This window comes from Pseudomonas sp. SWRI154 (genome assembly GCF_014268645.1).
GTDB classification, from domain to species: domain Bacteria; phylum Pseudomonadota; class Gammaproteobacteria; order Pseudomonadales; family Pseudomonadaceae; genus Aquipseudomonas; species Aquipseudomonas marvdashtae.
The window spans coordinates 57,227-83,201 of the sequence record NZ_JABWQW010000013.1; the positions used below are offsets into that span (position 1 = coordinate 57,227).

General features: G+C 61.7%; 16 protein-coding genes. 4 read left to right on the plus strand and 12 right to left on the minus strand.

Annotation, left to right across the window (positions count from 1 at the left end; translation table 11 throughout):
* Positions 1 to 5 precede the first annotated feature (5 nt).
* Both nirD and nirB read right to left on the minus strand, forming a co-directional pair.
* Positions 6 to 389 carry a nitrite reductase small subunit NirD gene (nirD, locus tag HU806_RS13895; protein ID WP_186611925.1) on the minus strand — a complete coding sequence of 128 codons (384 nt, stop codon included), beginning with the start codon at positions 387 to 389 and terminating at the stop codon, positions 6 to 8.
* On the minus strand, positions 389 to 2,950 hold the full coding sequence (gene nirB / locus HU806_RS13900) for a nitrite reductase large subunit NirB (protein ID WP_186611926.1): 2,562 nt from the start codon (positions 2,948 to 2,950) through the stop codon (positions 389 to 391). Before nirB ends, nirD begins: the two co-directional genes overlap by 1 nt.
* 487 nt (positions 2,951 to 3,437) lie before the next feature.
* Between nirB and HU806_RS13905 the strand changes: the two genes are divergently transcribed.
* Positions 3,438 to 4,421 carry an SDR family oxidoreductase gene (locus HU806_RS13905; RefSeq protein ID WP_186611927.1) on the plus strand — a complete coding sequence of 328 codons (984 nt, stop codon included), beginning with the start codon at positions 3,438 to 3,440 and terminating at the stop codon, positions 4,419 to 4,421.
* Here HU806_RS13905 and HU806_RS13910 read toward each other — a convergent pair.
* The 3 genes from HU806_RS13910 to HU806_RS13920 form a co-directional block, all read right to left on the minus strand.
* Complete coding sequence (locus HU806_RS13910; protein WP_186611928.1) at positions 4,392 to 6,017, minus strand: alpha-amylase family protein; 1,626 nt, start codon at positions 6,015 to 6,017, stop codon at positions 4,392 to 4,394. The genes HU806_RS13905 and HU806_RS13910 overlap by 30 nt on opposite strands.
* A 23-nt stretch (positions 6,018 to 6,040) precedes the next feature.
* On the minus strand, positions 6,041 to 7,567 hold the full coding sequence (locus HU806_RS13915) for an alpha-amylase family glycosyl hydrolase (RefSeq protein WP_186611929.1): 1,527 nt from the start codon (positions 7,565 to 7,567) through the stop codon (positions 6,041 to 6,043).
* Positions 7,568 to 7,697: 130 nt separating this feature from the next.
* Positions 7,698 to 8,324 (minus strand): TetR/AcrR family transcriptional regulator, encoded by a 627-nt coding sequence (locus HU806_RS13920; RefSeq protein ID WP_186611930.1) that lies wholly within the window; start codon positions 8,322 to 8,324, stop codon positions 7,698 to 7,700.
* Positions 8,325 to 8,410: 86 nt separating this feature from the next.
* Between HU806_RS13920 and HU806_RS13925 the strand changes: the two genes are divergently transcribed.
* Complete coding sequence (locus HU806_RS13925; protein ID WP_186611931.1) at positions 8,411 to 9,043, plus strand: NAD(P)H-dependent oxidoreductase; 633 nt, start codon at positions 8,411 to 8,413, stop codon at positions 9,041 to 9,043.
* 12 nt (positions 9,044 to 9,055) lie between these two features.
* Here the strand turns inward: HU806_RS13925 and HU806_RS13930 are convergent, their stop codons facing one another.
* Positions 9,056 to 10,618, minus strand: coding sequence for a L,D-transpeptidase family protein (locus HU806_RS13930; protein WP_186611932.1), 1,563 nt, complete (start codon positions 10,616 to 10,618; stop codon positions 9,056 to 9,058).
* 181 nt (positions 10,619 to 10,799) lie between these two features.
* Between HU806_RS13930 and HU806_RS13935 the strand changes: the two genes are divergently transcribed.
* Positions 10,800 to 11,462 carry a murein L,D-transpeptidase catalytic domain family protein gene (locus HU806_RS13935; RefSeq protein ID WP_186612008.1) on the plus strand — a complete coding sequence of 221 codons (663 nt, stop codon included), beginning with the start codon at positions 10,800 to 10,802 and terminating at the stop codon, positions 11,460 to 11,462.
* A gap of 89 nt (positions 11,463 to 11,551) precedes the next feature.
* Positions 11,552 to 12,505 carry a class I SAM-dependent methyltransferase gene (locus HU806_RS13940; RefSeq protein ID WP_186611933.1) on the plus strand — a complete coding sequence of 318 codons (954 nt, stop codon included), beginning with the start codon at positions 11,552 to 11,554 and terminating at the stop codon, positions 12,503 to 12,505.
* Positions 12,506 to 12,560: 55 nt separating this feature from the next.
* Here HU806_RS13940 and HU806_RS13945 read toward each other — a convergent pair whose 3' ends face one another.
* The 6 genes from HU806_RS13945 to aotJ form a co-directional block, all read right to left on the minus strand.
* Positions 12,561 to 17,657, minus strand: coding sequence for a leucine-rich repeat domain-containing protein (locus HU806_RS13945; protein ID WP_186611934.1), 5,097 nt, complete (start codon positions 17,655 to 17,657; stop codon positions 12,561 to 12,563).
* A 125-nt stretch (positions 17,658 to 17,782) separates the two neighbouring features.
* The gene (locus HU806_RS13950; protein WP_186611935.1) at positions 17,783 to 22,900 is read right to left on the minus strand and encodes a dermonecrotic toxin domain-containing protein; all 5,118 of its coding nucleotides are present in this window, start codon (positions 22,898 to 22,900) and stop codon (positions 17,783 to 17,785) included.
* A gap of 119 nt (positions 22,901 to 23,019) precedes the next feature.
* Positions 23,020 to 23,622: a LysE family translocator gene (locus HU806_RS13955; protein ID WP_186611936.1), complete on the minus strand. Its 603-nt coding sequence runs from the start codon at positions 23,620 to 23,622 to the stop codon at positions 23,020 to 23,022.
* A gap of 54 nt (positions 23,623 to 23,676) precedes the next feature.
* On the minus strand, positions 23,677 to 24,513 hold the full coding sequence (locus HU806_RS13960) for an AraC family transcriptional regulator (protein ID WP_186611937.1): 837 nt from the start codon (positions 24,511 to 24,513) through the stop codon (positions 23,677 to 23,679).
* 117 nt (positions 24,514 to 24,630) lie between these two features.
* The gene (locus HU806_RS13965; protein ID WP_186611938.1) at positions 24,631 to 25,056 is read right to left on the minus strand and encodes a GlcG/HbpS family heme-binding protein; all 426 of its coding nucleotides are present in this window, start codon (positions 25,054 to 25,056) and stop codon (positions 24,631 to 24,633) included.
* Positions 25,057 to 25,123: 67 nt separating this feature from the next.
* Positions 25,124 to 25,906 (minus strand): L-arginine-binding protein AotJ, encoded by a 783-nt coding sequence (gene aotJ / locus HU806_RS13970; protein WP_186611939.1) that lies wholly within the window; start codon positions 25,904 to 25,906, stop codon positions 25,124 to 25,126.
* Between the last annotated feature and the right edge of the window lie 69 nt (positions 25,907 to 25,975).

The following is a 25,975-nucleotide window of genomic DNA, read 5'->3' on the forward strand; positions in this document are numbered from 1 at the left end:
GCCAATCAGTCTTCGCCAATCTCAACCACATCGCCGTTCAAACGCACCGGCCAGACCCGCAGGCGCTGTTCCGGATATTCCAGGCAATGCCCGTCTTCGAGGCGGAAATGCTGTTTGTACATCGGCGAAGCGATCACCAGTTCACCCTTGATGCTACCCAACAAGCCACGGCCGATCACATTCGCGCCGGACTTGGGATCGCGGTTGTCGATGGCGTACAGCGGCTTCTCCTCATCTGGCAGGTAGAGCAGCGCCACTTGGCTACCGTCATGCCAGGCGACCACACCGGAATTGGGCACCAGATCCTCGCGGCTGCACAGGGCGCGCCATTGCAATGGTTCCTGGGCGAGATCGCGAGCGGGAATACGAACGACGTTTGACTGGCTCATCAGAGCACCTCCTCGGTGACGGGAATCAGGTGAAGTTCGCCGGCATGCACCGGCCGACGCTGGCCGCGCTCGCGGACGAAATGGACGTCCGGATCGCCACGCTTGTCGTTGACGAACGTGCGGAAACGCTTGAGCTTCTCGGGGTCTTTCAGGGCGTTGGCCCATTCGCATTCGTAGCGGTCGACCACCAGTTGCATCTGCGCTTCAAGCTCGGCGCCCAGGCCCAGGCTGTCGTGGATAATCACGTCCTTGAGGTAATCCAGGCCGCCTTCCAGGCTTTCGCGCCACACCGAGGTGCGTTGCAGCTTTTCGGCGGTGCGGATGTAGAACATCAGGAAACGATCGATATAGCGGATCAGCGTGGCGTCATCCAGGTCGGTGGCGAACAGCTCGGCGTGACGCGGGCGCATGCCGCCGTTGCCGGCGATGTAGAGGTTCCAGCCCTTCTCGGTGGCAATCACACCAACGTCCTTGCTCTGGGCTTCGGCGCACTCGCGGGTGCAACCGGACACCGCGAACTTGAGTTTGTGTGGCGAGCGCAAGCCTTTGTAGCGATCCTCGATGGTCAGGGCCATTTGCACGCTGTCCTGCACGCCGTAGCGGCACCAGGTGCTGCCCACGCAGGATTTCACCGTGCGCGTCGATTTGCCATAGGCGTGACCGGTTTCGAAACCGGCTTCGATCAGCTCGGCCCAGATGTCCGGCAACTGGTGCAACTGGGCACCGAACAGGTCGATGCGCTGGCCGCCGGTGATTTTGGTGTAGAGGTCGTATTTCTTCGCCACCACGCCGATGGCGATCAGTTTGTCAGCGGTGATTTCACCCCCGGCGATGCGCGGCACCACCGAATAGGTGCCGTTTTTCTGCATGTTCGCCATGAAGGTGTCGTTGGTGTCCTGCAACGGCACCAGGTGCGGGTCCATGATCGGCTGGTTCCAGCACGACGCGAGGATCGAGCCCACAGCCGGCTTGCACAGATCGCAACCGGTGTGGCCGCGGCCGTGCTTGGCCAGCAACTCCTCAAAACTGATGATCCCTTCCACTCGCACCAGGGCGTAAAGCTCCTGGCGGGTGTAGGCGAAATGTTCGCACAGGCTTTTGTCGACGCTGACGCCACGGGCAATCAGCTCGTGTTCGAATACCTGCTTGACCAGCGCCGCGCAGCCGCCGCAACCGGTACCGGCCTTGGTGTCGCACTTCAATTGGCCGAGGTCGGAGCAACCACCGTCGATGGCCGAGCAGATCGAACCCTTGGTGACGTTGTGGCACGAGCAGATCGTCGCCGCTTCGGGCAACGCCGCCGGGCCCAGTGTCGGAGCGCCTTCGGACGATGGCAGAATCAGTGCGGCGGCGTCCTTGGGCAAGGCGATTGCGTTCTGCATGTACTGCAACAAGGTGTCGTAGTAACTGTTGTCACCGACCAGCACCGCGCCGATCACCCGTTTGCCGTCGGCATCCACCACCAAACGCCGGTAGCTGGCGCTGGTCTGGTCGATGAACTGGAAGCTGCGCGAACCCGGGGTGCTGCCATGGGCGTCGCCAATGGAGCCCACATCAACGCCGAGCAGCTTGAGCTTGGTGGACATGTCGGCGCCAGTGAACGCTTCTCCGGCCTCGCCACACAGACGCGCCGCAACGTTACGGGCCATTTGATAGCCCGGCGCGACCAGGCCGAAGATGCTGCCATTCCAGGCGGCGCATTCACCGATGGCGTAGATGTCCGGGTCGCTGCTTTGGCAAAGGTCGTCAATCACCACGCCACCGCGCGGGCCGATTTGCAATTCACATTGGCGGGCCAAGGCATCCTGGGCGCGGATACCGGCGGAGAACACGATCAGGTCGGTTTCCAGGAAGTCGTCGTCACCGAAGTTCATCCGATAACGGTACTGCTCACCGGCGCTGATCGATTGAGTGCCTTTGGACAAATGCACGCCGACACCCAGCTTCTCGATACGCGCCTTGAGGGCCAGGCCGCCCTGCTCGTCCAGTTGCACCGGCATCAAGCGCGGCGCGAATTCCACTACGTGGGCTTCCAGGCCAAGAGTCTTCAGGGCGTTGGCGGCTTCCAGGCCGAGCAGGCCGCCACCAACCACCACGCCACGACGGGCATTGCTCGCGGCGGCGCGGATCGCGTCGAGGTCTTGCAGGGTGCGGTAGACCAGGCAGGAATCGCCTTCGGCGCCCTGGATCGGCGGCACGAATGGGTAGGAGCCGGTGGCGAGCACCAGTTTGTCGTAGCTGATGCGTTCCCCGGCAGTGACTACCTGGCGCGCCTGGCGGTCGATTTCCAGTACCGGAACGCCCAGGTGCAGCGTGACACCCGGAGTCTGGTACAACGACGCTTCGCCGAGGGCCAGGGACTCGGCGTCGCGGCCCGAGAAATACTCGGACAGGTGCACGCGGTCATAGGCACGCATCGGCTCTTCACTGAAGACATGCAGGTGATAATGGTTGAGCGCGCCGCGCTCGACCAGTTGCTCGACGCAGTGATGGCCGACCATGCCATTGCCGATCACGATCAGCGTTTGCAGCTTGTTCAGAGAAGCAACGTTGGAATTCATAAAAGCACCCGACAAAAGCCAATCACGGTTCTGGAAGCAAAAAAAAGACGCCTGAAACCTTGCGGTTCCAGGCGTCTTTGCCTGTTCTGTGCGGTATCGGCCCGGCGGCTGCGCCTGGACCCTACCGTTATTCCCCGGCCTGCTGGCTCTCGATCATCGTTGACCGACGGGGGTGCCCACTCGATTGTGTTCGCGGTGGGCCTGTAGAGGTTCTTGCAGCGAGCGTGCCAAGCTTGGGCCGCCACCGTTCCCACGGGCCCGTCCCCAAGGAAAAGCCCTTGTGGGCGTGGACTTGGCCGCTGTCACAGGTACTTCGCCAACGGTGCTACCAAGACTGTTGCGCCCCACGTCGATTGCCTTGCGATGGTGCGACCTCCCGCCCGTGGCTTCATAAAAGTGCAGCCTTTGCGACCTGCCTGCAAAAATCCTGAACCATCGCCAGCACCCATTTTCACAGGTAAATGGCTATTGATCAGAGGTGAATGCAATGGATGAGCGAACCCCACCTGTCGTCGTGATCTGTGGCGCCACCGCCGGCGTTGGCCGTGCCACCGCGCACCGTTTTGCCGTCGCCGGCTATCGAGTCGGGTTGCTGGCCCGAGGCGAGCAAGGCCTGGCGGACACGCAAGAGGAATTGAAACAGTTGGGTGCGATGAGCTTGGGAATCAGCGTCGATGTTGCCGATGCCGGGGCGGTATTCGAAGCGGCACAGCGTATTGAGCGCGAGCTGGGGCCGGTCGGCGTATGGATCAATTGCGCGATGGTCACCGTGTTTTCACCTATCCGCCAACTGGATGCCGAAGAGGTCCAGAGAGTCACGGCGGTGACTTACCTGGGCACCGTCCACGGCACGCTCGCGGCCTTGGACCTGATGGGGCGACGCAATCGTGGGGTGATCATCCAGGTCGGCTCAGCGCTGGCCTATCGCGCCATTCCGCTGCAAGCGGCCTATTGCGGCGCCAAGTTTGCGGTGCGTGGCTTCACCGATTCGTTGCGCTGCGAATTGCTTCACGAGCACAGCGACATCCGGGTCTGCATGGTGCAGTTGCCGGCAATCAATACACCGCAGTTCGATTGGGCGCGCAACAAATTGGGCAAGCGCCCACAACCGGTGCCGCCGATTCATGATCCGGACGTAGCGGCACGGGCCATTTTCAGCGTGGTGAAGCGCACGCCCAGGGAATTGTGGCTGGGCACCGCCTCCCTCAAGGCGATCGTGGGTACGTGCCTGATGCCGGGCCTGCTTGATCGCTTGTTGGCCCGCAACGCCTACGCCGGGCAAATGACCAACGAGGATGATGACAACCAACGAGCGGACAATCTGTTCGAGTCGCAGCAATCCTTGCACCGTACCCGCGGGCGGTTCGCTGGCCGCTCGCGGGACTCTGCATTGGCCCTCAGCTCGACCCAGGTGTCGGCCCTGTTGTTCGCCGTCGCAGGATTACTCGCCGTGGTGTTGCTGCTGTTTTGAACCGGTGCGGCGAAACCAGCGATACCCGTAGCCACGCAGCGTCAGCCTCGACTTTGGCGAGTGCGGGTACGAACCGTCCGCCAGCACTTCTTCAAAGCCTTGCACATCCATCTTCTCGAGTTGCACGTCGACCGTTTCGTCACTCAGGTTCGCCAACATGACTGAAGTGTCGTCGCACACGTGGGCGATGGCGAACACCGCCGGATGGCTGACCGACAACAGTTGCGCCTTGCCGTCGCCGACTTCGGTCAATCGCGACCGCGCCGTTAGCAGTGTGCGAGTCCGAGTCAGCAAGGAATCGGGATCGTCCTGCTGGTGCGCGACATTCAAGTTCGTGTAGGCGAACGGGCCCTCATCGATCACCGGAGCAGCCAGGGATTGGCTCGAAGAAAAGCCCGCATTGGCCTGATCGCTCCACTGCATCGGCGTGCGCACGGACAGGCGCTCGGGGCGGGAAAGGTCGTCGCCCATGCCTATTTCTTCGCCATAGCGCACGATTGGCGTGCCCGGCAACGACAACAGCAATGCCTGGGCCAGCGCCTGACGATGCACATTCCCATCCAGCATCGGCGCCAGGCGGCGGCGAATACCCCGGCCATACAAGCGCATGTTTTCCTGTGGGGCAAACGCCTGCATGACTTCTTCGCGTTCCTCCTCGCTCAAGCGTTCCAGGTCCAGTTCGTCATGGTTGCGCAGCCACACGGCGTAATTGGCACCGTCCGGCGGTGCGGGGCGCCGGCTGATTGCACGCTGCAAGGGTTCGGCTTCGCCTCGGGCCAAGGCCAGGAACAGATGATTATTGACCCAGAAGTCCAGGACCAGGCCCAGGCGCTCGCCAGTGCCGAAATAATGGCTGTAGCGCTCCGGTTCGACGTCCACTTCCCCCATCAGCACGCCTTCCGGATTGATACGGGTCATACACTTGAATAACCGGTCCAGCACCCAGACACCCTGCTCTTCATCCCCGCGACCGGCCTGCTCGACCAGGTGCGAAGCGGCATCGAGGCGAAAACCGGCGATCCCCAGTTCAAGCCAATGGACCATGACCCGCTCGATTTCCTCGACGACTTTCGGGTTCGCGAGGTTGAGGTCCGGTTCATGACGATAGAACAGATGCCGATAGTATTGCCCGGCCTGTTCGTCCCAACGCCAGATGCTGTCTTCCACCGACGGAAAGATCGGTTGGTTGCCGTCGTCCACCGGTTCGTCGGACCACAGGTAATAGTCGCGGTAGACGCTGTTCTTGTCACGACGTGCCCTCTGGAACCACGGATGTTGGTCGGAAGTATGTTGCACCACCAATTCGAGGATGACCCGAATACCCCGCTCCCGTGCCTGGACGATCAGCTGACGCAGGTCTTCTTCACTGCCGAAGCGCGGGTCCAAGGCCATGAAATCGCTGACGTCGTAACCGGCGTCCTTGAACGGCGAACGGTACAAGGGCATCAACCACAGCGCGCCAACGCCCAGCGCCTGGAGATAATCGAGCTGGCGAATGATGCCTTTCAGGTCGCCACGGCCGTCGCCGTTGCTGTCGTAGAACAAGGAAGGGTCGATCTGGTAGATCAAGGTATTTCGGTGCCAGTTGGCTTTCATCGGTCACTCCTTATCGACACAGTTTATCGACACAGGATCAAGGCCTGCTCGGCGGCCAGGCGGCCGGTGAAGGGCTGGCCTTCGCCTGCCCCGTCGCTGGCGATCTCCACGCGCCAGGGTTCGGCCAGGGGAAACGCGTGCTCGCTGTCGGCGAAGTTGATACAGACCAGTCTTTCGTCGCCGTCGCAATGACGCCGATAAGCCAGCACCTGCGGGTGCGAAGGCAGTTCCTCCCACTCGCCCAGGCGCAGCGCCCGGCTGTTGCGCCGACACGTCAGCAAACGCCGATAGAGCGCCAAAACGGAATCGCTGGTTCGCTCCTGCACTTCCACTGATAACAGGCCGGCATCCGGTGCAAAAGGCAGCCACGGCGCCTGTCCCGACCAACCGTAAGGCGCCTGGGCAGCCCACGGCAACGGCGCCCGACTGCCATCGCGCCCGCCAGGATCGACGCGGGTCTGGGCGGTCACCTGCGTATCCTCCAGGCCCAGCTCTTCACCCTGGTAGATAAACGGCGTCCCGCGCAATGTCAGTAACATCACCGCCGCTGCCCGGGTCCGCCGCAATGATCCGCCGTACCGGCTGCGGTGGCGGCTGTTGTCGTGGTTGGAAAGCACCCAGGTCGGCCACGCCTGCAGCGGCCCCAGGTCGTTTTCCACTTCGCGCACACACATTCGCAACACCACCGGATCCCAAGGAGCGTCCAAAGGTGGGAAGTTGAACGACATGTGCAGCTCGTCACTGGCGCCGTAATAGGCCGCGACCTGGGCCGTGGAGCGAATATTCACTTCGCCGATCAGCACGCGCTCGCCGGGATAGCTGTCCACCAGCCGGCGCAGTCCGCGCAGCACCTCGTGGCTGTAAGGCTGGTCGTTGATCTTGACCATGGTTTCGCCCGCCATGCAGCGCGGATCGTCGGCAAAACTCTGGTCCTTGCCGACGCAATGCACCACATCGACGCGAAAGCCATCCACGCCGCGCTGCAGCCAGAAATGCAGTACCTGTTGCATGGCAGCAACGACTTCAGGGTTGTGCCAGTTGAGATCGGGCTGCTGCGGCAGGAAGAAATGCAGATAATACTGCTGGCTGGTTTCGTCCCAGGTCCAGGCGCTGCCGCCGTCGATCGAGGCACGCCAGTTGTTCGGCTGGTCGCGCCAGATGTACCAGTCGCGCTTGGGATTGTCGCGGCTGGAGCGCGATTCGATGAACCACGGATGTTGGTCGGAAGTGTGATTCGGCACGAAGTCGAGCAGCACCTTTAAACCACGTTCGTGGGCCTGGGCAATCAGCGCGTCGAGGTCGGCCAGGCTGCCGAACAGCGGGTCGACGTCGGTGTAGTCGCAGATGTCATAACCGGCATCGCACATCGGCGAACGGTACACCGGGGACAGCCACAACGCATCGATACCCAGGCGCTGCAGGTGGTCCAGGCGTGCCGTCAGTCCGGGGAGGTCGCCGATGCCATCGCCGTTGGCATCGGCAAAAGAGCGAGGATAGACCTGGTAGATCACGGCGTTCTTCCACCAGGGCGAAGGGAAGGAGTTGGGCATATGTCGCCTCCTTTGATCGCAGTGTTTGGTGGGCAAGACCGCAGCCCCGCCTGATGTCCCTTTTAAAGAAGGACATCAGTTAAGAACCGGAAAAGCGCTTGGGGTTCGTTTTTTCTTGATGAAAAGTGAATCATCCTGGCGTGATTACGGTCCTCTCGACCATCGAAACGATGCATTCAAATAACTCATGCTTGGCCTCGTCCGCACTGAGTTCCCCGTTGGCCGCCGCATCGGACAACGCTTCCGCCGACCCCAGCATCCCCCTCAAGCTCGCTTGGGAAAGACGCCCGGTTCCGGCGAACGGTTCCAGCACCACTCGGCATTTATCCAGGAAGATCCCTTCGTACTCCCTCTTGATGCGTTCGAGTTCTGGCGTGCTGCTCAGGGCCGCGCTGACCCCGGGAATCTCCCGTCCCTGAAGCAGGACGCATTCGACGAAGGACGCAGCTATGACCTGTGCCCGGCTTTTCAGCGTCGGTTCACTGGCTTGGAGTGCAGCATCCATCAATGCGGTCTGGCGGCCATCGAAATCCTGGTAAAGCGCCGCCAGCAGGCCTGACCGGGTAATGAAGTGGTCGTAGACGATAGGCTTGGTAACCCCTGCTTGTTCCGCAAGGCGGGCCAACGTCAACGCTTCGCTACCCTCCTCCCGCACCAGGCGCCAGGCGACGTCGAGTAGCTGCCGTTGGCGATCCGCACGCGACAGGCGTCGACGGGGTACGGCAGCAGGCTGTGAATTTTCATCTGTGCTTGACATATTAACTTTACCAACCGTAACTTACTGTTCGTAACTTAACCAAGCATACTCGCTTGACGTTGTGTGATGCCAGAAGGAGATTCGACATGCATGCCTTGATCGTTGTTGCCCATCATGACCCCCGTTCCCTGACCCATGCGCTGGCCCAAGCCGTCGGCAACGCAATCATCCAAGCCAATCCAACCGATACGTTCGAGATAGCCGACCTGGCGGCCGAGGGGTTCGACCCACGCTTCAGCTTCGCCGACCACGCGGTTCACCACCGCGAGGCTTCGCCGCCTGCCGATGTGCTGGCCGAGCAAGCCAGGATTGAGCGTGCCGATGCGCTGGTGCTGGTCTATCCGATTTACTGGTGGTCAATGCCGGCGTTGCTCAAGGGCTGGATCGACCGGGTATTTTCCAACGGCTGGGCGTTCGATTTCCGGCTCGGCGAGTCATTTTCCCAGCAGCTGCGACATCTGCGGGTCCATCTGGTGGCCGTGGGTGGCGCGGACGCGGACAGCTTTCAACGTCACGGCTATGACCAGGCGATGGTGACCCAGATAGAACATGGCATTTTCGATTACTGCGGGGCCCGCGTGGTGAGCTCCGAACGCTTGCTCGAGTCGGAAACGGTTGACCCAAAGACTCACCTGGACACTGCGCAGGCAATCGGGCAGCGGCTGTTCTCGACGACCGACGAGACGGCACGCGTCGGCGCCGAGGTCGAATGCGCCTGAACATGATCGCCATCAGAGCGCACGGCTGCCAGCCACAGAGAGGACTGCATCGCGTTGGTAGATATCCGGGACGTACACCGCCCGCCCCTGGCTGTCCGCTTGCGCGGTCCAGTAGCCCAGCAGGATCGGCACGGGCTTGGCCAGCCTGAACTCATGAGTCAGTTCACTGGCCAGCAACGTGTCGGTGCGCGTGCGTTCGGCCGCAGTCACCAACAAGTCCCGCAGGTGCATGACTTGCTCGATACGCACGCAGCCTGAGCTGAACGCCCGCGGGCCTTTGCTGAACAACGCCTGGCTAGGCGTGTCATGCAGGTACACGGAAAACGGATTGGGGAAACGGATCGCCATTTTGCCCAGCGGGTTTTTCGCACCGGGATCCTGGCGCAGCATGAGCGTGCCGGGATGGTCCCAGTCGACATTCTCCACCGCCACCGGCAGGCCGTCCCGGTCGAGCACCCTGAGGTTATGTCGGCTGAGAAACTCCGGATCGCGACGAATCTCGGGCAGCTTGTCTTCGCGCATGATCGTTGGTGGGATGGTCCACGTGGGGTTGAGCGTCAAACGCGTGATCCGCGATTTGATCAGCGGCGTCTGCCGTTCGGCACGGCCGACCTGGGTACGGGTTTGCCAGATCGGCGCGCCGCCCTGGTAAACCGTCAGTTGCGCCGCCGCGACGTTGACCAGCACGCTGTCCGGCTCGAGGTCCTGGGCCAGCCAGCGCATACGCTCCAGGTTGATGCGCAGCTGTTCGCGGCGCATCGCCGGGCTGATGTTCAGTTCGGTGACCGTCCACGGCCCCACGACGCCATCGGCCTGCAGCGAATGATGAAGTTGGAAACTTTTCATCGCATCCACAAGGCTCGGCCCGTAATGCTCATCGGTCTCGGGTGGCGGCACGCTCAGGTAACCCTCGTTGAAGAGTCGACGGGCCAGCGCCGGTACTCGGGCATCGCGTTTGTCCGGCTGCAACAGCGAGCCACCGGGCACCGATTGCCAGTCAGCCAAAGGTAGCTGCCGCTGGCGGGCGTAGAGTTCGCGCAGGTTGCGGTAAAGGTCGAGGCTCGGCCGGGCCTGCTCAAAAGCCTCGGCAGGGTTGTGCAGGCCCGTCACGGCGAATTGCAACACCATGGCTTGACGGTCCGGCAACTGCGGATTGGTTTTCCAGACAGGTTCCAGGCGCTTTTGAGGCAGATAACCGAAGCGCAGGTCGTGCAGGGCCTGCAGATAACGCTGGCTGATGGCGATGTCGGTACAGGCGGCATTCGGGTAGGCACCTTCGTCCGGCAAGCTGTAGCGCGCCGGATCCAGTCCATCGTCCGCCAATTGTTGAAGTTGGACCTGCAGCGTCTGTAACCGCCCGTCGTTCGACCAGAGTGCCTGGCCTGCGTTTTGCTGGTACAACGCCTGCAAGCTCATCACTGTCGGAAAGTCGACACGGGCAGCCAAATCGGGGCAGTTGACCGACAGCTGCGCCAATGTGGTCTGCGCCAGCGCTGGATCGCCCTCCTCGGCTGCAGCGACCAATGGCGCAACGAGCAAGAAAAGGCTCAGGTAACATGCGGTCTTTTTGAACAACTGCTTTACTCCAATCCATGGCCGTCTCGTTGACGGTGAATTTTTGCGACAGGTACGACCCATCATCATGCAAACAAACAAAATCGGATGGGATGCCGCAAACGAACGCCGCCCTCAGCTGTTTTCGCCTGTATCGGCCCTGCTGCGCCAACTTTTCCTGCTCATCACCGGCCTCGCCCTGATGTGCAGCCCGGCGCTGGCCGCAAAGCTCAACGCCCAACCTCTTTACAACAGCCTCGCCCACGCGGCGCCGGAACTCAATCCCCAAGCGCTGAAAAGTGCCTTGAGTGCGATGCAGTGCGCAGTCGCGAACGGTGCCCGACAGGCTCGCCATCTTGCCGTGATCGATTATTCGCAACCTTCGACGGCGCGGCGCCTATGGATCTTCGACCTGCGCCAGAAGAAGCTGGTCTTGCGCGACCTGGTGGCCCATGGACAGAAATCCGGGGAAAACTTCGCCACGCAGTTTTCCAACCGCCTGGGCAGTTATCAATCGAGCCTGGGCCTGTTCCGTACCCAGGAAAGTTACCAGGGCGCCCATGGCTATTCGTTGCGCATGGATGGCCTTGAACCGGGTTTCAACGACTTGGCCCGCGACCGCGCGATCGTCATCCATGCCGCCGATTACGTGAGCCCGCTATGGAGCGCACGCCAGGGCCGTATCGGTCGCAGCCTGGGCTGCCCCGCCGTGCGTCCGCAAGTGGCGCGCCAGGTGATCGATAAACTCAAGGGCGGGCAATTCATGTTTTCCTGGTACCCCGACCCGGCGTGGCTCAAGCGTTCGGCTTATCTGAATTGCCAGCCGCAACAGGTGGCGAGCATTCTGGCGGCCAGCGAGGGTTGATGAGCGGGAGCAAGCGCCCTCGCCACAGGGATTGCGCCCGGTCCGCCTACGGTTAAAATGCCGGCCTTTCGAATCGCTGGCGTTGTCCGATGAACCCTGAAGCACTGCAAACCCTGCATACCCATCTGCTGGCCGCACTGGAATCGGTGCCCGAAGAAACCCGGCGCCTGTTCCATGGCCGCGGTCGCTGCTGGCCGGGGCTGGAGCAGCTCACGGTCGATTGGCTGCAAGGCGTGCTGCTGGTTTCGCTGTTCAAGGAACCCGAGGCGGCGCAGCTGGAGAATTTGCTGTCAATGCTGTGCACCCTCCCCACCTCGCCCGTCTGGCAGCACAGCGCCGCCCATACGCTGGCGGTGCAGCACCGCTACCTGCCCGATAGCCTCACCCAATGGCTAGTGGGTGAGCCAATCGATGAATGGACCCTCACCGAAGGTGGCCTGCGCTACCGGATCGACTTGGGCAAGAAGCAGAACAACGGGCTGTTCCTCGATATGCGCTACGGCCGCGACTGGGTGCGGTCCAACGCCCAGGGCAAGCGCGTGCTCAATCTGTTCGCCTACACCTGCGGTTTTTCCGTGGCAGCCATCGCCGGCGGCGCACGGCATGTCGTTAACCTGGACATGTCCCGTGCAGCCCTGAGCCGAGGCCGCGACAACCATCGACTCAATGGCCATGACCTGAGCCAGGTGAGTTTCCTCGGCCACGACCTGTTCAAGTCCTGGGGCAAGGTGATCAACAACGGTCCTTACGACTTGGTGATCATCGATCCGCCCACCTTCCAGAAAGGCAGCTTCCTGTTGACCAAGGATTACCAGCGGGTATTGCGCCGCCTGCCGGAATTGCTGACCGCTCGCGGCACGGTCCTGGCCTGCAGCAACGACCCGGCCACCGGCCCGGATTTCCTCGTCGACGGCGTCACGCGCGAAGCGCCGGGACTTGTCTTCCACGAGCGCCTGGAAAATCCGCCGGAGTTTCCTGACGCCGATCTGGCTTGCGGACTGAAAGCGCTGGTATTCAAGCAGGCCACGCCTGGAGCTGAATGAGGTTTGAGAAGAGCCCCGTCTCGGCAGGGCTCTTCATATTATTCAGAGTCAGGAGCTAGCGCGGTCGCTGCGGCCACCAGGGCACGACGAGGTCCGTGGTTATTCGTCGCACCAGGGCCTCGATTTCCCGACTCCTGACCGAGCGATAGATCGCCATGGTTCGTCGCAACTGGTCTTCGGTCAGGGTCACCGGTTCGCCAGCCGTCCAATCCACATCTGCCACGGGTTCGAGCGGCGCACGGCGCCAGGCGGTCTGGCCGTTCTGAGTGACTTGCTCCCACGCGCTGGGCAGGTCGGCATCCGGCCGTGCGAGGTTATCGAGCAGCACTTGGGGCCAACTGGACGGATTCACCGACTCGCTGTAGGCATCGATAATGGTTTCGTCTACGCCCTCCCAGGCCTCCAGGCCTTGCGCCCAGGCATCGGACATGATCCCGAGATAAGGCCGCCAGGTCATTTCCCCGACCCGAGGGTTTTGATCGTTGTTATTAAAGGTGTCCTGTGCATCGCTGAGCCAGTTGATGAAGTCTTCCCGGGTCATGTGGGTCTGTCGCTCCAGGGCATCGGGGAAGCGCTCGATCTGCACGGCGGTCCAATAAGCGTGTTGGTCAACCAGGAAACTTGCGAACGGTACACCTTGCCGTGCCAGGCGAGCCCGTAGAACCGACTCGAACATCATCATATGCAGTTCAATTTCCCAGAGATTCGGCTTTACCCTGTCCAGGGTACGGTCCCGCAGGCGCACGCGCAGCTCACCCATTAGCGGGTCGAAATCTCCTATCGACGTAGCAAGGGGTTCGTTCGCGTTTTGATACCCGATGAAATGTTTAAGGATCGAGACAGCCCTTGTCTGATCATGAAAGCTCAACCCGACTGCGGAACGTGCACCGAGATCGCGCATTTCGCCAGAAAACCAATCGATGAATTCCCGGCTTATGGCATCGTCGCGGGCGCTCTCCAGCGCACTCCACAGTTCGGGATTGATAGACAACCAGTCGTCAATGGAATACCTGAAAGTTCCCGTGCTCCAGCTGCGAAGCGCGTTTATCTGTGCGCTGGGCAGCGGATTGTCGTCCAGCAACAGGCCGACGTCACCACTGGCCTGCTCAAGCACGGGCAGCAGGTCATCCTGGATATTGGCAATGTTATTGTTGCTGAGATCGATAGCGTCGATCTCTTCTGTCGATGATCTTGACAGCATCCTCAGCGCCAGTGCCGGTACTCGGGTGAGCCCCGTACCGGCCAGTTCCAGATCTCGTAAGGCCACAAGCTCGGGCAGGTCAGGCAAATCCCTGCAGTTATTTCCGTTGAGGCTCAGTTCCTCCAACGCGGTGGCGCTTCGCAGGAATTGGCTTCCCTGCTCATCCAGGCGCAGGCCACAGCGCGACAGGTCCAACTCGCTCAACTGAGGTAAGGCAGTAATGGCCTGCAATTGCGGCGTAGTGAAATGTAAATTGTCGGCCCAGATCACCTCGCGTAGCGAGGGAAGCTCGACCAGCCGGCCGATGGCGCTCACCACTGCCGCCTCGGTCGCGATCCCACCGCCGCTACTGATCCCGGACAGGTCCAGGGTTTCCAGATTTGGCGCTAAACCGGGGCCGAGCAAAGGGGCAAACACGTCAGCATTCATGTTGAGGGGGTTTCCTCCCAGTGAGAGGTCCAGCAACACGTGTAATTCGCCGGCGGCCCGCGGTATTGCGCTGAGCCGGTTACCCTGCAGGTGCAACGTATCGATATTGGGAAACAGCCGCACGAAGTCCGAAGGATCTTCGGACAGGGCCATATCCTTCAAGATCAATTCCTCGACGTGCTCAAAGCGCGCACTGATCGGCGGCAGGCGGCCGATGTCGCAACCCACCAACCGCAATACCATGTCGCTGCCTTCGTTGCTGGGGTCTGGTACGCGTTGCCAAGCGCTACGGATTTGCGCGGATACAGCCCTGCGCTGTGAGAGCCGAACCTCAACGTCGACACTGTCCTCGGCAGGGTGATGCGCCCCTTCATAGGCTTCCCATTGGCGCAGATCGTCGTTAAGCGTTGCCCATTCATTTTCCAGCTGAGCGACAAACCCTTCCAGATCGATGCGCCGGCGCATCGCCTGTTGAGCCAGGACCTCCTCCAGCATCACGAGATGATCCCCCGCATAGCAGGGGTATAACCGCTCGAGACGTTGTTCAAGGCGCCGGCTCCAAACCAGCAGCGGTAGCTGTCCGCGCCCGCTGGCTGGATACCCCCAACGTTCATTGATCCATTGCAGCCCAGCCCCGCCCTTGCCGAGCGGCTTCATCATCAGCAAGGGACGCAGTCCTTGCCGGTCCTCCAAGGCTTGGGCAAGCAGTCGGGCCCGAAATGTCGCCCCTTCCCAGATATTCAAGCCAAGGGCTCGGCGAGCATCGTCCGGCATTGCCCTGAGCAATGCATCCTCCAGGCCCAACGCATCGGCGAGTTCGTTGCCCTCCTCGTCAAAGGGGCGATACTGCTCATCCTCCTGGCGGATGATTTTCCAGGGCCCGACCTCACCCACCTCGATTGGGCCAGGCGCTTCGCGCAAAAACAGGCGCAGCCGCACCCGGCCACGCACCTGGGGTGCACGGCCCACCAGGCCAATGATGAGACGATCCCGGTCGACGCTGCTTTCACCGCGTTCCAGGTTGCGCAAGGCACGGCTCAGGCGCAGCTCACGCAGGGCCTCGGCGCACTGGCTACCCAGGCCCTCGCTCACGCGCCCTGCCAGCAACCGAACCCGGTCCCGACCCACCGTTTGGCCGGCGAGCTCATTGGCCATCGATGCGGGCAAGCCGGGGAAATCCCGCGCCAAGGGCGCAGCCAACGGATCAAGCTCAGGGCGGGGAGCCATGTCGCTGATTATCCGTTGCGTATTGTTTTCCAACTGCCGGGCCCAGCGTCCCGCCAACAGCCGGCTGCGCTCCAGCGGGCTCAGGCCGAAGCTGTTTTGTCCCACCAAGGCGGTCTGCTCATTCATCCTGAGGCGGTCCAGAATGCGGGCCGCCCAGGCGTCATTTTCCAGGTCCCATTTGCTCAGTGAAAGCACCCGCGAGCTGGCGGGATTGCCCATCGAGTAATGCTGCACGCCGTCGTGATAGCGCAGCGCAACGTCCCGCGGCCATCCTGCAAGTTCCGCGAGCATCTGGACGCCACGGAAATGCACCTCGCCGGGCGCTTGATTCTGCTTCAGACGCTGAATGGTCCGGTGTATCCAGCTCCAATTGCGCGTTTCAACCAGTGCGTCGGCGAGCACAGCGGGCATCGGACGTCCCTCGACTTGCAGATACCGCAGATGCGCCTCGCTGACGCCGACCTGCCGCTGCACCGCCAACAGGGTGTTGTCGTCCAGCTCGGCCGGCGTCTCGGCAAAGTTGTGCAGCAGTTGCAGGTTGTTTCGGTGCAGGGGATTTTGATGGGCCCAGCGCCAACCGCGGGTACGGCTCCATTCCAGCGGCGGAGTCACTCCCCGGTGCCCGGCAGGCAGCCGCAGCTCCACGGTGCTCCCTTGTCCCTGGACCTCAAAATAATTATCGTCGATACGGACCCACGCCTCGTTTGGCGTGCGCCATACACCCCAGGCGTCCTGTTCGGCCTCCATGCCAGGCAGGCGCCGCGTTTGGAACGGTGTGACGTCGCCATTCCACAAGCGCAGGGTGCCATCCTTCACCGGCATGGGTTCGATGGCCGCCCCGGTGAATCCGAGGTAGGCGCCCTGGGCGATGCCGAACAACACATTGAAAATGTGATCGATACCCTCCTGCGCGTGCCCTTCGTTGAACGCCTGGATGCCTTCGAAGATTTCATACACCAGCCGCACGCCCCCCACCGCCGCTGCCGCCATTCCAATGGGGGCGCAAAACGGGACGAAGCTGGCAGCGAGCATCAGCGTCTGCTCAGCGATGCGCTCCCAATATTCGAGCCGAGCCATGAGCGCCTGCCAGTCCTTGTTCTCGGTAGAAACCATCAGCGTCGAGGTATTGGCCAACGTGTGTCCGCGCCATTCGTGGTAACGACCGTTCCAGTGCTCTTCGCGAAGATAGCCCAGGCCCCAGGCGACGCGCGGCGCAGGCACACGAATACGTCCATCGTCTTCACCCCGCTCGCCTTCGCGCCAATGGCTAATGCGGGCATTGATTTCCTGGAATAGATTCAGGTTGTCCTTTATTTCCCACTCCACCTGATCATGCAACGCCGTCCCCAGCTCGGCCTGCAAGCGCAGCGGGAAGTAATCCACCAGGCTTGTGCGATAGCTGCGTTTGCGCACCCGCTCGGTCAACTCGGCCGACATCGCCTGCAAGCTCGAAAACTGCATGATCGGTGCAACGACGTCATTGGGCATGTGCAGGACCACCGGGCGTACGCCCTTGGCATCCCCCTTGACGCCCCAGTAGACGCGCACGCCAAACAGCGGCACCGACAGCAGTTCCAACGTCTTGAACTCGCACGCCAAGGGGACCGTCGGCTCATTCTCCAGTTGGACCCCGGCCGATGCCAGCAGCCGCTCGCCAGTTTTATCGAGGCGCCCGTCCAGCTTCGCCTCGTAGGCATCATAGGCAAGCTGGCTGCGGGCATAAGCCTTATAAACGGTGGCAACAGCAGAGTCCTGGCCGGCGATACGCGGCAATTTGCTTTCAAGCAATTTACGGTAGGTTCCCCCGACATCCACGCGCCGGCACACCTGGGCGAATTGGGCGCACGACAAGGGCATGCCAGCGGTATCCGACCGTTGCCCCCATCGAAAATATTCGTCTGGCTTGCCTTGGACGTACAGCTGTCCTTTCCTATCGAAGTCGCTATTGACGACCGCATCGGCGGGCGGAAAATTGCCCATGGCGGCTTCCACCACGGTCAATGAAGGGTCGATTACATAGGGGCCGCGCTTGACCCGTGCCCGGCGAACCGCATCCTTAGTGTTCGCACCTATCACCGCGCCCCAGGCCTGCATCTCGGGTTGGGCCTGGAGCTGATCGAGCGTGTAGTCGTAAGGATCGGGCCAGTCCTTGACCAGCGCATTGAGCGCATCACTGTCGCGTTGCAATTGTTGGGCGAGCGCTTTCAAACGCTCCTGGCTCGCTCGCGTGGCTTGGGTTAACCAACCAGGCAGTCGAGCCTGGATGAGCTCTACATGGGTCTTGAGGGTGGACATGATTCACCTCCTTCCTTGGGGGCTGTTGAGTGGTTACCGCCAGGCCATGACCTGGCGATCATGCCGACTGACGACGCCCTGACAGGAGGAACGCAGCCGGCACAGTTTTTTTCAGAACGGTTTTTTCAGACAGTTGAAGCAGGCGCCCGCACCGGCCACCAGGGAACGACCAGATCGGTCGTGATGCGACGAACCAAAGCATCCACTTCACGGCTCTTGACCGAGCGGTAGAGGGCCATGGTCCGTCGGAACTGGTCGTCGTTGAGGTTGAGCGGCTGGCCTGCGGCCCAATCCACATCGGCCACGGCCTCAAGGCTGGACCGACGCCAGACCATCTGCCCATTCACCGAAACATGCTCCCAAGCGCTGGGTAAACCGGCGTCCGGTTGCGCCAGGTTGTCCAGCAGCACCTGGGGCCAACCGGACGGGTCCACCGGTTCGCTGAAGGCGTCCACCAAATCGTTTTCCACCGTGTCCCAGATCGCCAGCCCATCGGCCCAGTCCCGGGACATCAGCCCAAGGTAGGGGCGCCAGGTCATTTCCCCGACGCGAGACGCTTGATCGTTGTTGTTGAAGCTGTCCTGGGCGTCGCAAAGCCACTCGATGAAGCGCTCTTGCGTCATCAGCCCATTGCGCTGGACGGCATCGGGATACAGGGCTGTCAGCATGAAATTCCAATAGTCGTAATGCTCGTTCAGGAAACTTGCAAAAGGCACGCTTTGAGGTGAAAGCCGGGCACGCTGGACCGCAGTGAACACCGTAAAGTGCACTTCCAACTCCGCGATATCCGGCTGCTCCCGGTCCAGGATGCGAGCTTGCAAGCGGCTGCGCAGGGCCTCCAATTGCTCGTCGAAGTCCGCAAGCCGGGGCGCGAGCTCGGCGTAGACGGTGCCATAACCCGTGTAATGCTGGAGGACCGCGCCGGCCCTTACCCGGTCGTTGTAGGGAAGCCCAATTTCGACGCGGCGATTGGCTTCGGTCATCGCGGTGGAGAACCAATCGATGAAACGCCGGTTGCCGGCATCATCCCGAGCCGCCTCCAAGGAACGTTGGAAGGAAGGAAAGCTGTCCAGCCAGGCATCGACCGTGTAGCGAAAAGCTTCTGGCTTGAATACGCGAAGCGCTTGGATCTGCGCACTGGGCAGCGGGTTATCATGAAGCAGCAGTACCAGGCCGTCAGGTTTTGGCCGGGCGCCAAGCGCGGGAAGCAGCGCGTCCTGAATGTTGTTGATGCGGTTACCCTTGAGGTCAAGAAAAGCATGCTCGGAAGGATTGGCTAGCACGGCCAGGGCCAGGGCCGGCACTTTGTCGAGCCCGGCGTTGGCCAGTTCCAATTCCCGAAGTTGCGTCAGTTCGGGCAGGTTGGGGAGATAGGTGCAGTTATTGCCGTTCAAGCGCAACCTTTTCAACGACGTGGCCGTGCGCAGAAAGGCACTGCCTGCCTCATCCAGGCGCAGGCCACAGCTCATGAGATCCAATGAGTGCAGTCCGGGCAAGGCGGTGATTGCCTGCAATTGCTGGGGGGTAAAATGCAGGTTTTCGCTCCATACCACCTCGTGCAGGGAAGGCAGCTCGGCCAGGCTATTGATGGCGGCGATCATCGCGGCGCTGGTCGACGATTCTGCGTTACTGCTGATGCCGGACAGGTCCAAGGCTCGTAAATTAATCGCCGAATCGACGCCAAGCAAAGGGGCAAACACCTCGGCGGTGATGGCAAGGGGATTGTGGCCCAATGACAGCTCCATCAACCCGCGCAACTCGCCCACTGCCACGGGAATCGCCTTGAGGAGGTTATCGTCCAGGCTCAGCATATCGAGGTTGGGAAACAGCCGGAGAAAATCCGAAGGATCTTCGTCCAGGCTCAAGTCCGCCAGCGTCAGCTCTTCGATGTGATCGAAATTCGCGTTGATGGGAGGAAGCCGCCCGATGCCATGCCCCTCCAAATGCAAGCTTATCTCGCCGCCCTGCCGATGTGGGTCGGGGGCACGCCGCCAGGCACGGCGGATTTCCTCTGCGACGGTGGTGCGCTGGCGGACTCGCGCCTCGGTGTCATAGAGGCTTTCCACAGCATGATGGGCCTCATTATGAATCACCCAATGATGCAGTCCTTCGTCAAGCGCAGTCCATTGGGCCTCCAATCCGCCGAGCAAATCTTCCAGGCTGATCCCCTCGCGCCGCGCCTGCTCGGCCAAAGTCAGCCGAAGGCGCCCCAACGCGATGCCTGCGTGGCCGGGGTACAGTTGCTCGAGACGATGGTCCAGACCCTCGTGCCATTCCTGTAGCGCAATCCGTCCGCGTCCGCTAAGCGGGTAACCGAAACGTCCATTCAGCCACTGGGGACGCGCTCCGTCATCGCCGATGCCTTTCATCGACAGAAGAGATCGCAGTCCCTGCCGGTCATCCAATGCCTGGGCGAGTAGCTGAGCGCGCAGCTTGTCCGCTTCCCAGATATTCAAGCCCAGCGCCTGGCGCGCGTCGTTCGGCATGGCTCTTAGCAAGGCATCCTCAAGCGCCAGGGGGCCAGCCAGCTCTTCACCATATTCGTCAAAGGGGCGGTATTTATCGTCTTCCTGGCGAATGACCTTGATGGGGCCTTCTCCTTGCACTTCGATCGGCCCTCTCAGCTCCCGTGACCATAGGCGCAAATGCAGCCGACCTTGGGCCTGCGGCGAGCGGCCGAGCAGGCCCATGACAATGCGATCACGATCACCGCTGCTTTCACCGCGTTCCAACGCACCCAACGCACGGCTCAGGCGCAGCTCGCGCAAGGCTTGCGCGCACCGTTTGCCCAGGCCTTCATTCACTCGGCCATCGAGCAAGCGCAGGCGATCCTGGCCGGTGGTCTCCCGGGCAAGCTCATTGGCGATGGACTCCGGCAAGCCGGGAAAGGCTCGGCGCACTGGCGCGGCCAAAGGATCGAGCGCGGTGGGTCGGCGCATGCCCCTGGTCACCCGAGCGGCGTTGCGCTCCAGGAGCTCGGCCCAGCGTTCAGCCAGCAGGCGACTGCGCTCCGCCGGACGCAAGCCGAAGCTGCTTTGCCCGAGGATCGCGGTCTGCTCGTCTGTGCCCAGGTTGGCCAGGACGTAGGATGCCCAGGCATCGTGCTCCAGATCAGCCTTGCTCAGGCGAATAGAACGTGTGTTGGTCTTATTCCCCACGGGATAAAGCGTCGCTTCGTCGTAATAACGCAGCGTCAATTTCTTCGGCCAGCCTGGCAGTTCAACCAGTGTCTGGACGATCCGAAAATGTTTACCACCCGGAGCCTCATCACGACGCAGACGCTCGATGGTCTGCCGCAGCCCTTGCCAGTTTCGTGCCTCATCCAGCGCCTCGGCGAATATGGCCGGCAACGGCTGTCCCTCGACTTGCAGATAACGCAGATGTGCTTCGCTGACGCCGACCTGCCGCTGCAGCGCGAGGATCGCCACGTCGTCCAGTTCGGCGGGGGTCTCGGCGAATGACCGCAACAGTTCCAGGTTGCCCCACTGCATCGGGTCACGATGCGCCCATTGCCAACCGCGGGCACGGCTCCACGCCAACGGTGGCCTGATGCCACGGTGCCCGACGGGCAATCGCAGGTTCAAGGCATCGCCGGTGCCTTGGACTTCGAAGTATCGATCGTCGATTCGCACCCAGGCCTTGTCGGGTGTTCGCCAGACACCCCAGGCATCCTGCTCGGCCTCCACGGGTGGCAATCGTCGCGCCTGGAAAGGCGTGACATCGCCATTCCACAAGCGCGTGCTGCCGTCGTGAACTTGCATGGGCTCGATGGCGCCGCCGATAAAACCCAGGTAGGCACCTTGAGCGATTCCGAACAATACGTTGAAGATATGCTCGATGCCTTCCTGGGCATGCCCTTGATTGAATGCCTGGATGCCCTCGAAAATCTCGTACACGAGGCGCACGCCGCCTACCGCCGCTGCCGTCATGCCGATGGGCGCACAGAACGGGAAGAAGGTCGCGGCGAGCATCAACGCACGCTCCACCAGGCTCTCCCAGTAGGCAAGGCGAGCCAACTGCGCCTGCCAGTCCAGATACCGGGTCGGGACCATCAGCGCAGCGGCGTTGTCGAGGACTTGGCCGCGCCATTCGTTGTAGCAAGCGGTCCAGGGTTCTACACGTAGATCACCCATGCCCCAGGCAACCTTGGGCATGGGAATCCGGATACGTTGACGGCTGCCATCCTCGCCCCGCTCCCCGTCGCGCCAGCCGGTGATCCTGGCGTAGAGCTCCTGGATCACGTTGGGGTTGTTGTCCACCCGCCATTCCACCTGATCATGGAGAGCCGTCCCGAGCAAAGCCTGCAGACGCAACGGAAAATACTCCATCAGGCGCTCGCGATAGCGGCGCCTGCGTACCCGCTCAGTGAGTTCTGCGGACATGGCTTGCAGGCTGGCAAACTGCTTGAGGGGCGCCACTTCATCGTTGGGAATGTGCAGGACAATCGGCCGTACGCCGCTGGCGTCCCCTTGCACGCCCCAATACACCCGCGCGCCAAACAGCGGCACCGACAACAGCTCCAGGGACTTGACCTCGCAGGCCAGGGGGACGACGGGCCGCTCTTCGAGTTGGATGCCAACGTGAGCCAGCAATCGCACGCCGGTTTCATCGAGGCGTCCGTCCAGTTTCGCCTCGTAGGCATCATGAGTCAGCTGGCTGCGTGCATACGCCATGTAGAGGTTGGCGATGGCGGGAATTTCGCTGCCGATGCGCGGCAGCTTCCCTTCCAACAACTGGCGGTAAGCCCCGCCTACGTCCACTCGGCGACACAGTCGCGCGAATTCTGCAGGGCTCATGGGTAAAGGCGCGGTGTCCGACGGCGCGCCCCTTCGGGTAAACTCCTGTGGCCGTCCCTGAATGAAAAGCTCGCCCTTGGTATCGAACTCACCGCCGATGACCGTATCGCCGGGCGGATAATTGGCCATGGCCGCCTTGATCACCGACAACGTGGGATCAATAACGTAGGGTCCGCGCCTGACCCTCCCACGGCGTATCGCATCCGCGTGGTCGCCGACGCCGTTTACTGGACGCCAAGCCTGTATTTGCGGCTCAGCCTGCAGCAGTTCGCTGGCGAAGGTTTCCGGTGCAGGCAAGTCGACCAGGAGCGCATTGAGCGCATCACTGTCGCGCTGCAATTGCTGGACAAGAACCTTGAAGCGCTTCTGGTCCGCACGGGAGGCTCGCTTCAACCAGGCTGGCAGCCTGGCCTGGATAAACTCAATATGGGTAGTTTGTATGGACATGACAGACCTCCTTCCTTGGGGTCGATTTAGCGTTCGAAATTTTGAGCACGCTCAGCTCAGGTGCGTGGGATGCTCTCGAAAACGATCACTTTTTGAAACCGTCGAACCGTTGCAAGGGGTTACACCACCAACGTCAACCACGCCGACACCAGCAGCAACACCGCCATGATCCGGTTGAAGCGCCCCATCGCCACGGCGGAACGGCAGAACCTTGCGGCGCCTCGCCCCAAGTAAGCCCAGGCGGTCATGCACGGAATGGAAATCGCGAAGAACGCCAGGGACAGCCAGAGCACCCGCACGGTACGGTCCGCCTCGGCACCGGCGAATACGCTGACCACCGCCAGCGCCATCATCCAGGTCTTCGGGTTTACCAGTTGCAAACCGGCCGCTCCCGCCAGCCCAAGCCGTGGACCTTCCACCGGTCGGTCCGGGTCGATGGCCTCGGCCGGTGCGTTGAAAATCTGCCAGGCCATCCAGCTCAGCCAGGCGATGCCGGCCCAGGACAGGACCGTTTGAATCGTCGCGTGCCGTGCCAGCACATCACCGAGTCCGGTGCCCACCAACAACACCAGCAGCGCCGCCGCCGCGCAGGCGCCAAGGATGATCGGCCATGTGGTCGCCAGGCCGTAGCGCGAGCTGTGGCTCAGCACCAGGATATTGGTCGGGCCCGGAGTGATGGAAGCGACAAAGGCAAACAAGGCAAACGGCAGCAACTGGTCCATGAAGCAATTTCTCGGTAGATGATCGTGAAGCTGATCATCCCGACGCGGCCGGGCTCAGTCTGGAACAATTGAGCAGCGTTTTCGATAATCCGCCGGGCTCAAGCGATAGGCGCGCTGGAACCAGCGGCCCAGGTGACTCTGATCGGCAAAGCCGAGCATGGCCGCCACGGTCGCGGCGCTTTCACCGCCGGCGAGCAAGCGTCGCGCCCGGGCCAGGCGCAGCTGGATCAGGTACGCATGGGGCGCCAGGCCGAAGGCGGCCTTGAACGCACGGCTCAAGCGAAACCGATCCACGCCAGCGACCCGCGCCAAATCGTCCAGGCCGATGTCATCGCTCAAGTGACTGTGCAAATAATCGCGGGCTTGCTGCGCAACCAGCGGCAGGCGTGGATCGGGATTGATGCGAGCGCGCCAGTGCAGGTGTTGGGTCAGGTTCGACAGCAGCGTGTCGAGGGCGGTCTGGCGGACGATGAGCATTTCCTGCTCATGCAGGCTCTGGAACGCTGTGGCCGTGGCCCGCGCCAATCGTGCGTCATCGTTGAGGGTGGCGGCAAAGCCCAGCTGCGCATGGTCCGGGGCTTCTTCGAACAGTGAACGCAGCTCCCGCTCCAGCCATTGAGGTTGCAGATACAGGGTGCGATAGGTGAAGCCGTTTTCGTGGGGTGCATTGCCATCATGCAGCTCCCCCGGTTCCAGCAGGAACACCTTGCCCGGCGTGCTGTTGTGTTGCTGTTGACGGCAATGGAACTGCTGCACGCCCTGCTCCGTCACGCCCACCAGGTACGCATCGTGCCAGTGCGGATCGTAGGCATGGCCCTCGAAATGCGCGCGCACGGTCTCGATGCCGGACGTGGCGTCCTGCTTGAGATCGATCCAGTTACGCGCTGTCATCGGCTGCCTCGCTTATGTCTCCGCTTGGACAGATTAAACACTGTCGCCGGGTCAGTCTGGAAGATTTGTGCAGTTGTGCGGGAGCGATCCTGTTCGCTCCCAGCGGGAAATCCAGCCTTACGCGTCTGGGGTAATCAGCGGCAACACCGCCTCCACCGCCAGCCGCGCCAGTTCCGCATCCTCCTCGGCCTTGACGCCGGACACCCCGATGGCGCCGATGCACTGGCCGTCGTGGCGGATGGCGACGCCGCCTTCGAGCATGCCATGCAGATGCGGGGCACTGAGGAACGCGATACGACCACCGTTGATCATGTCCTCGAAGGCCTTGCTGTCACGCCGGCCCATAGCGGCGGTGCGGGCTTTTTCGGTGGCGATGTAGGCCGACAATGGCGAGGCGCCGTCCAGGCGCAACAGCCCCAGGGGATGCCCGCCGTCGTCCACCACGCAGACCGAAACGGCCCATTGGCGCTGGTGTCCCAGTTCCTTGGCCGCCACCAGCAATTGGGCAACGTCCTGTTCCGTGAGTACCGCTTTGGTTTTCATGAATCACTCCATGCTGTGCATCGTGAGGCCCGCCAGCCAACGCCGCGGGCCATGAACATGGCGAGGGTCATTCGCCATAGATATCGAAATCAAAGTACTTCTGGCGAATCCGCTCGTAGGTGCCATTGGCGCGGATAGTCGCCAACGCCTGGTTGAAACGGCTCGCCAACGGATCGTTCTTGCGCACCGCAATACCGATGCCGGTTCCGAAGTATTGTTCTTCGACGAAGTTTGGGCCAACAAATTCGAAATCCTTGCCTTCAGGACGCTTGAGCAAGCTTTCGTCGATGGCCACCGAACTGGCCATGGTCGCGTCCAGGCGCCCGCCCAGCAGATCGAGAAAGACTTCGTTCTGCGAACCATAGCGGATCACCTCGGCGCCGACGGGGGCAAATTTCTCGGTGACGTAGCGATCGAAATTGGTCGCCCGCTGCACCCCAATCCGCTTGCCCTTGAGCTGCGCCGCAATGTCAGAGATGCCACTGCCCTTGCGAAACACCAGGCGCGCCGGGATACGGTAGTAACGATTGGTAAAGTCCACCGATTGCATCCGTTCGGGCGTGATCGACATGGATGAGATCACCGCGTCGACTTTCTTCACCTTGAGCGCCGGGATCAAGCCGTCGAACTCCTGCTCTTTCCAGTCGCACCGAACCTTCATCTCGGCGCAGAGCGCTTGGCCAATATCGTAGTCAAAACCGACGATGGCGTTGTCCGGGGTTTTCGAGGCAAATGGCGGATAGGCCGCTTCGATGCCGATGCGCAACGAGGTTTCGGCGGCGTGCAGGTTGGCGCCAAAGGCCAGCAACGAGACGAAGCCCAACTTGATTGCAATGCGTTTAACGTTCATTCATCAGCTCCGGATGCGATGTTATTGATGTCGGACGCTCCAGGTGAAGTCGTCCGTTATGGCAGCAGC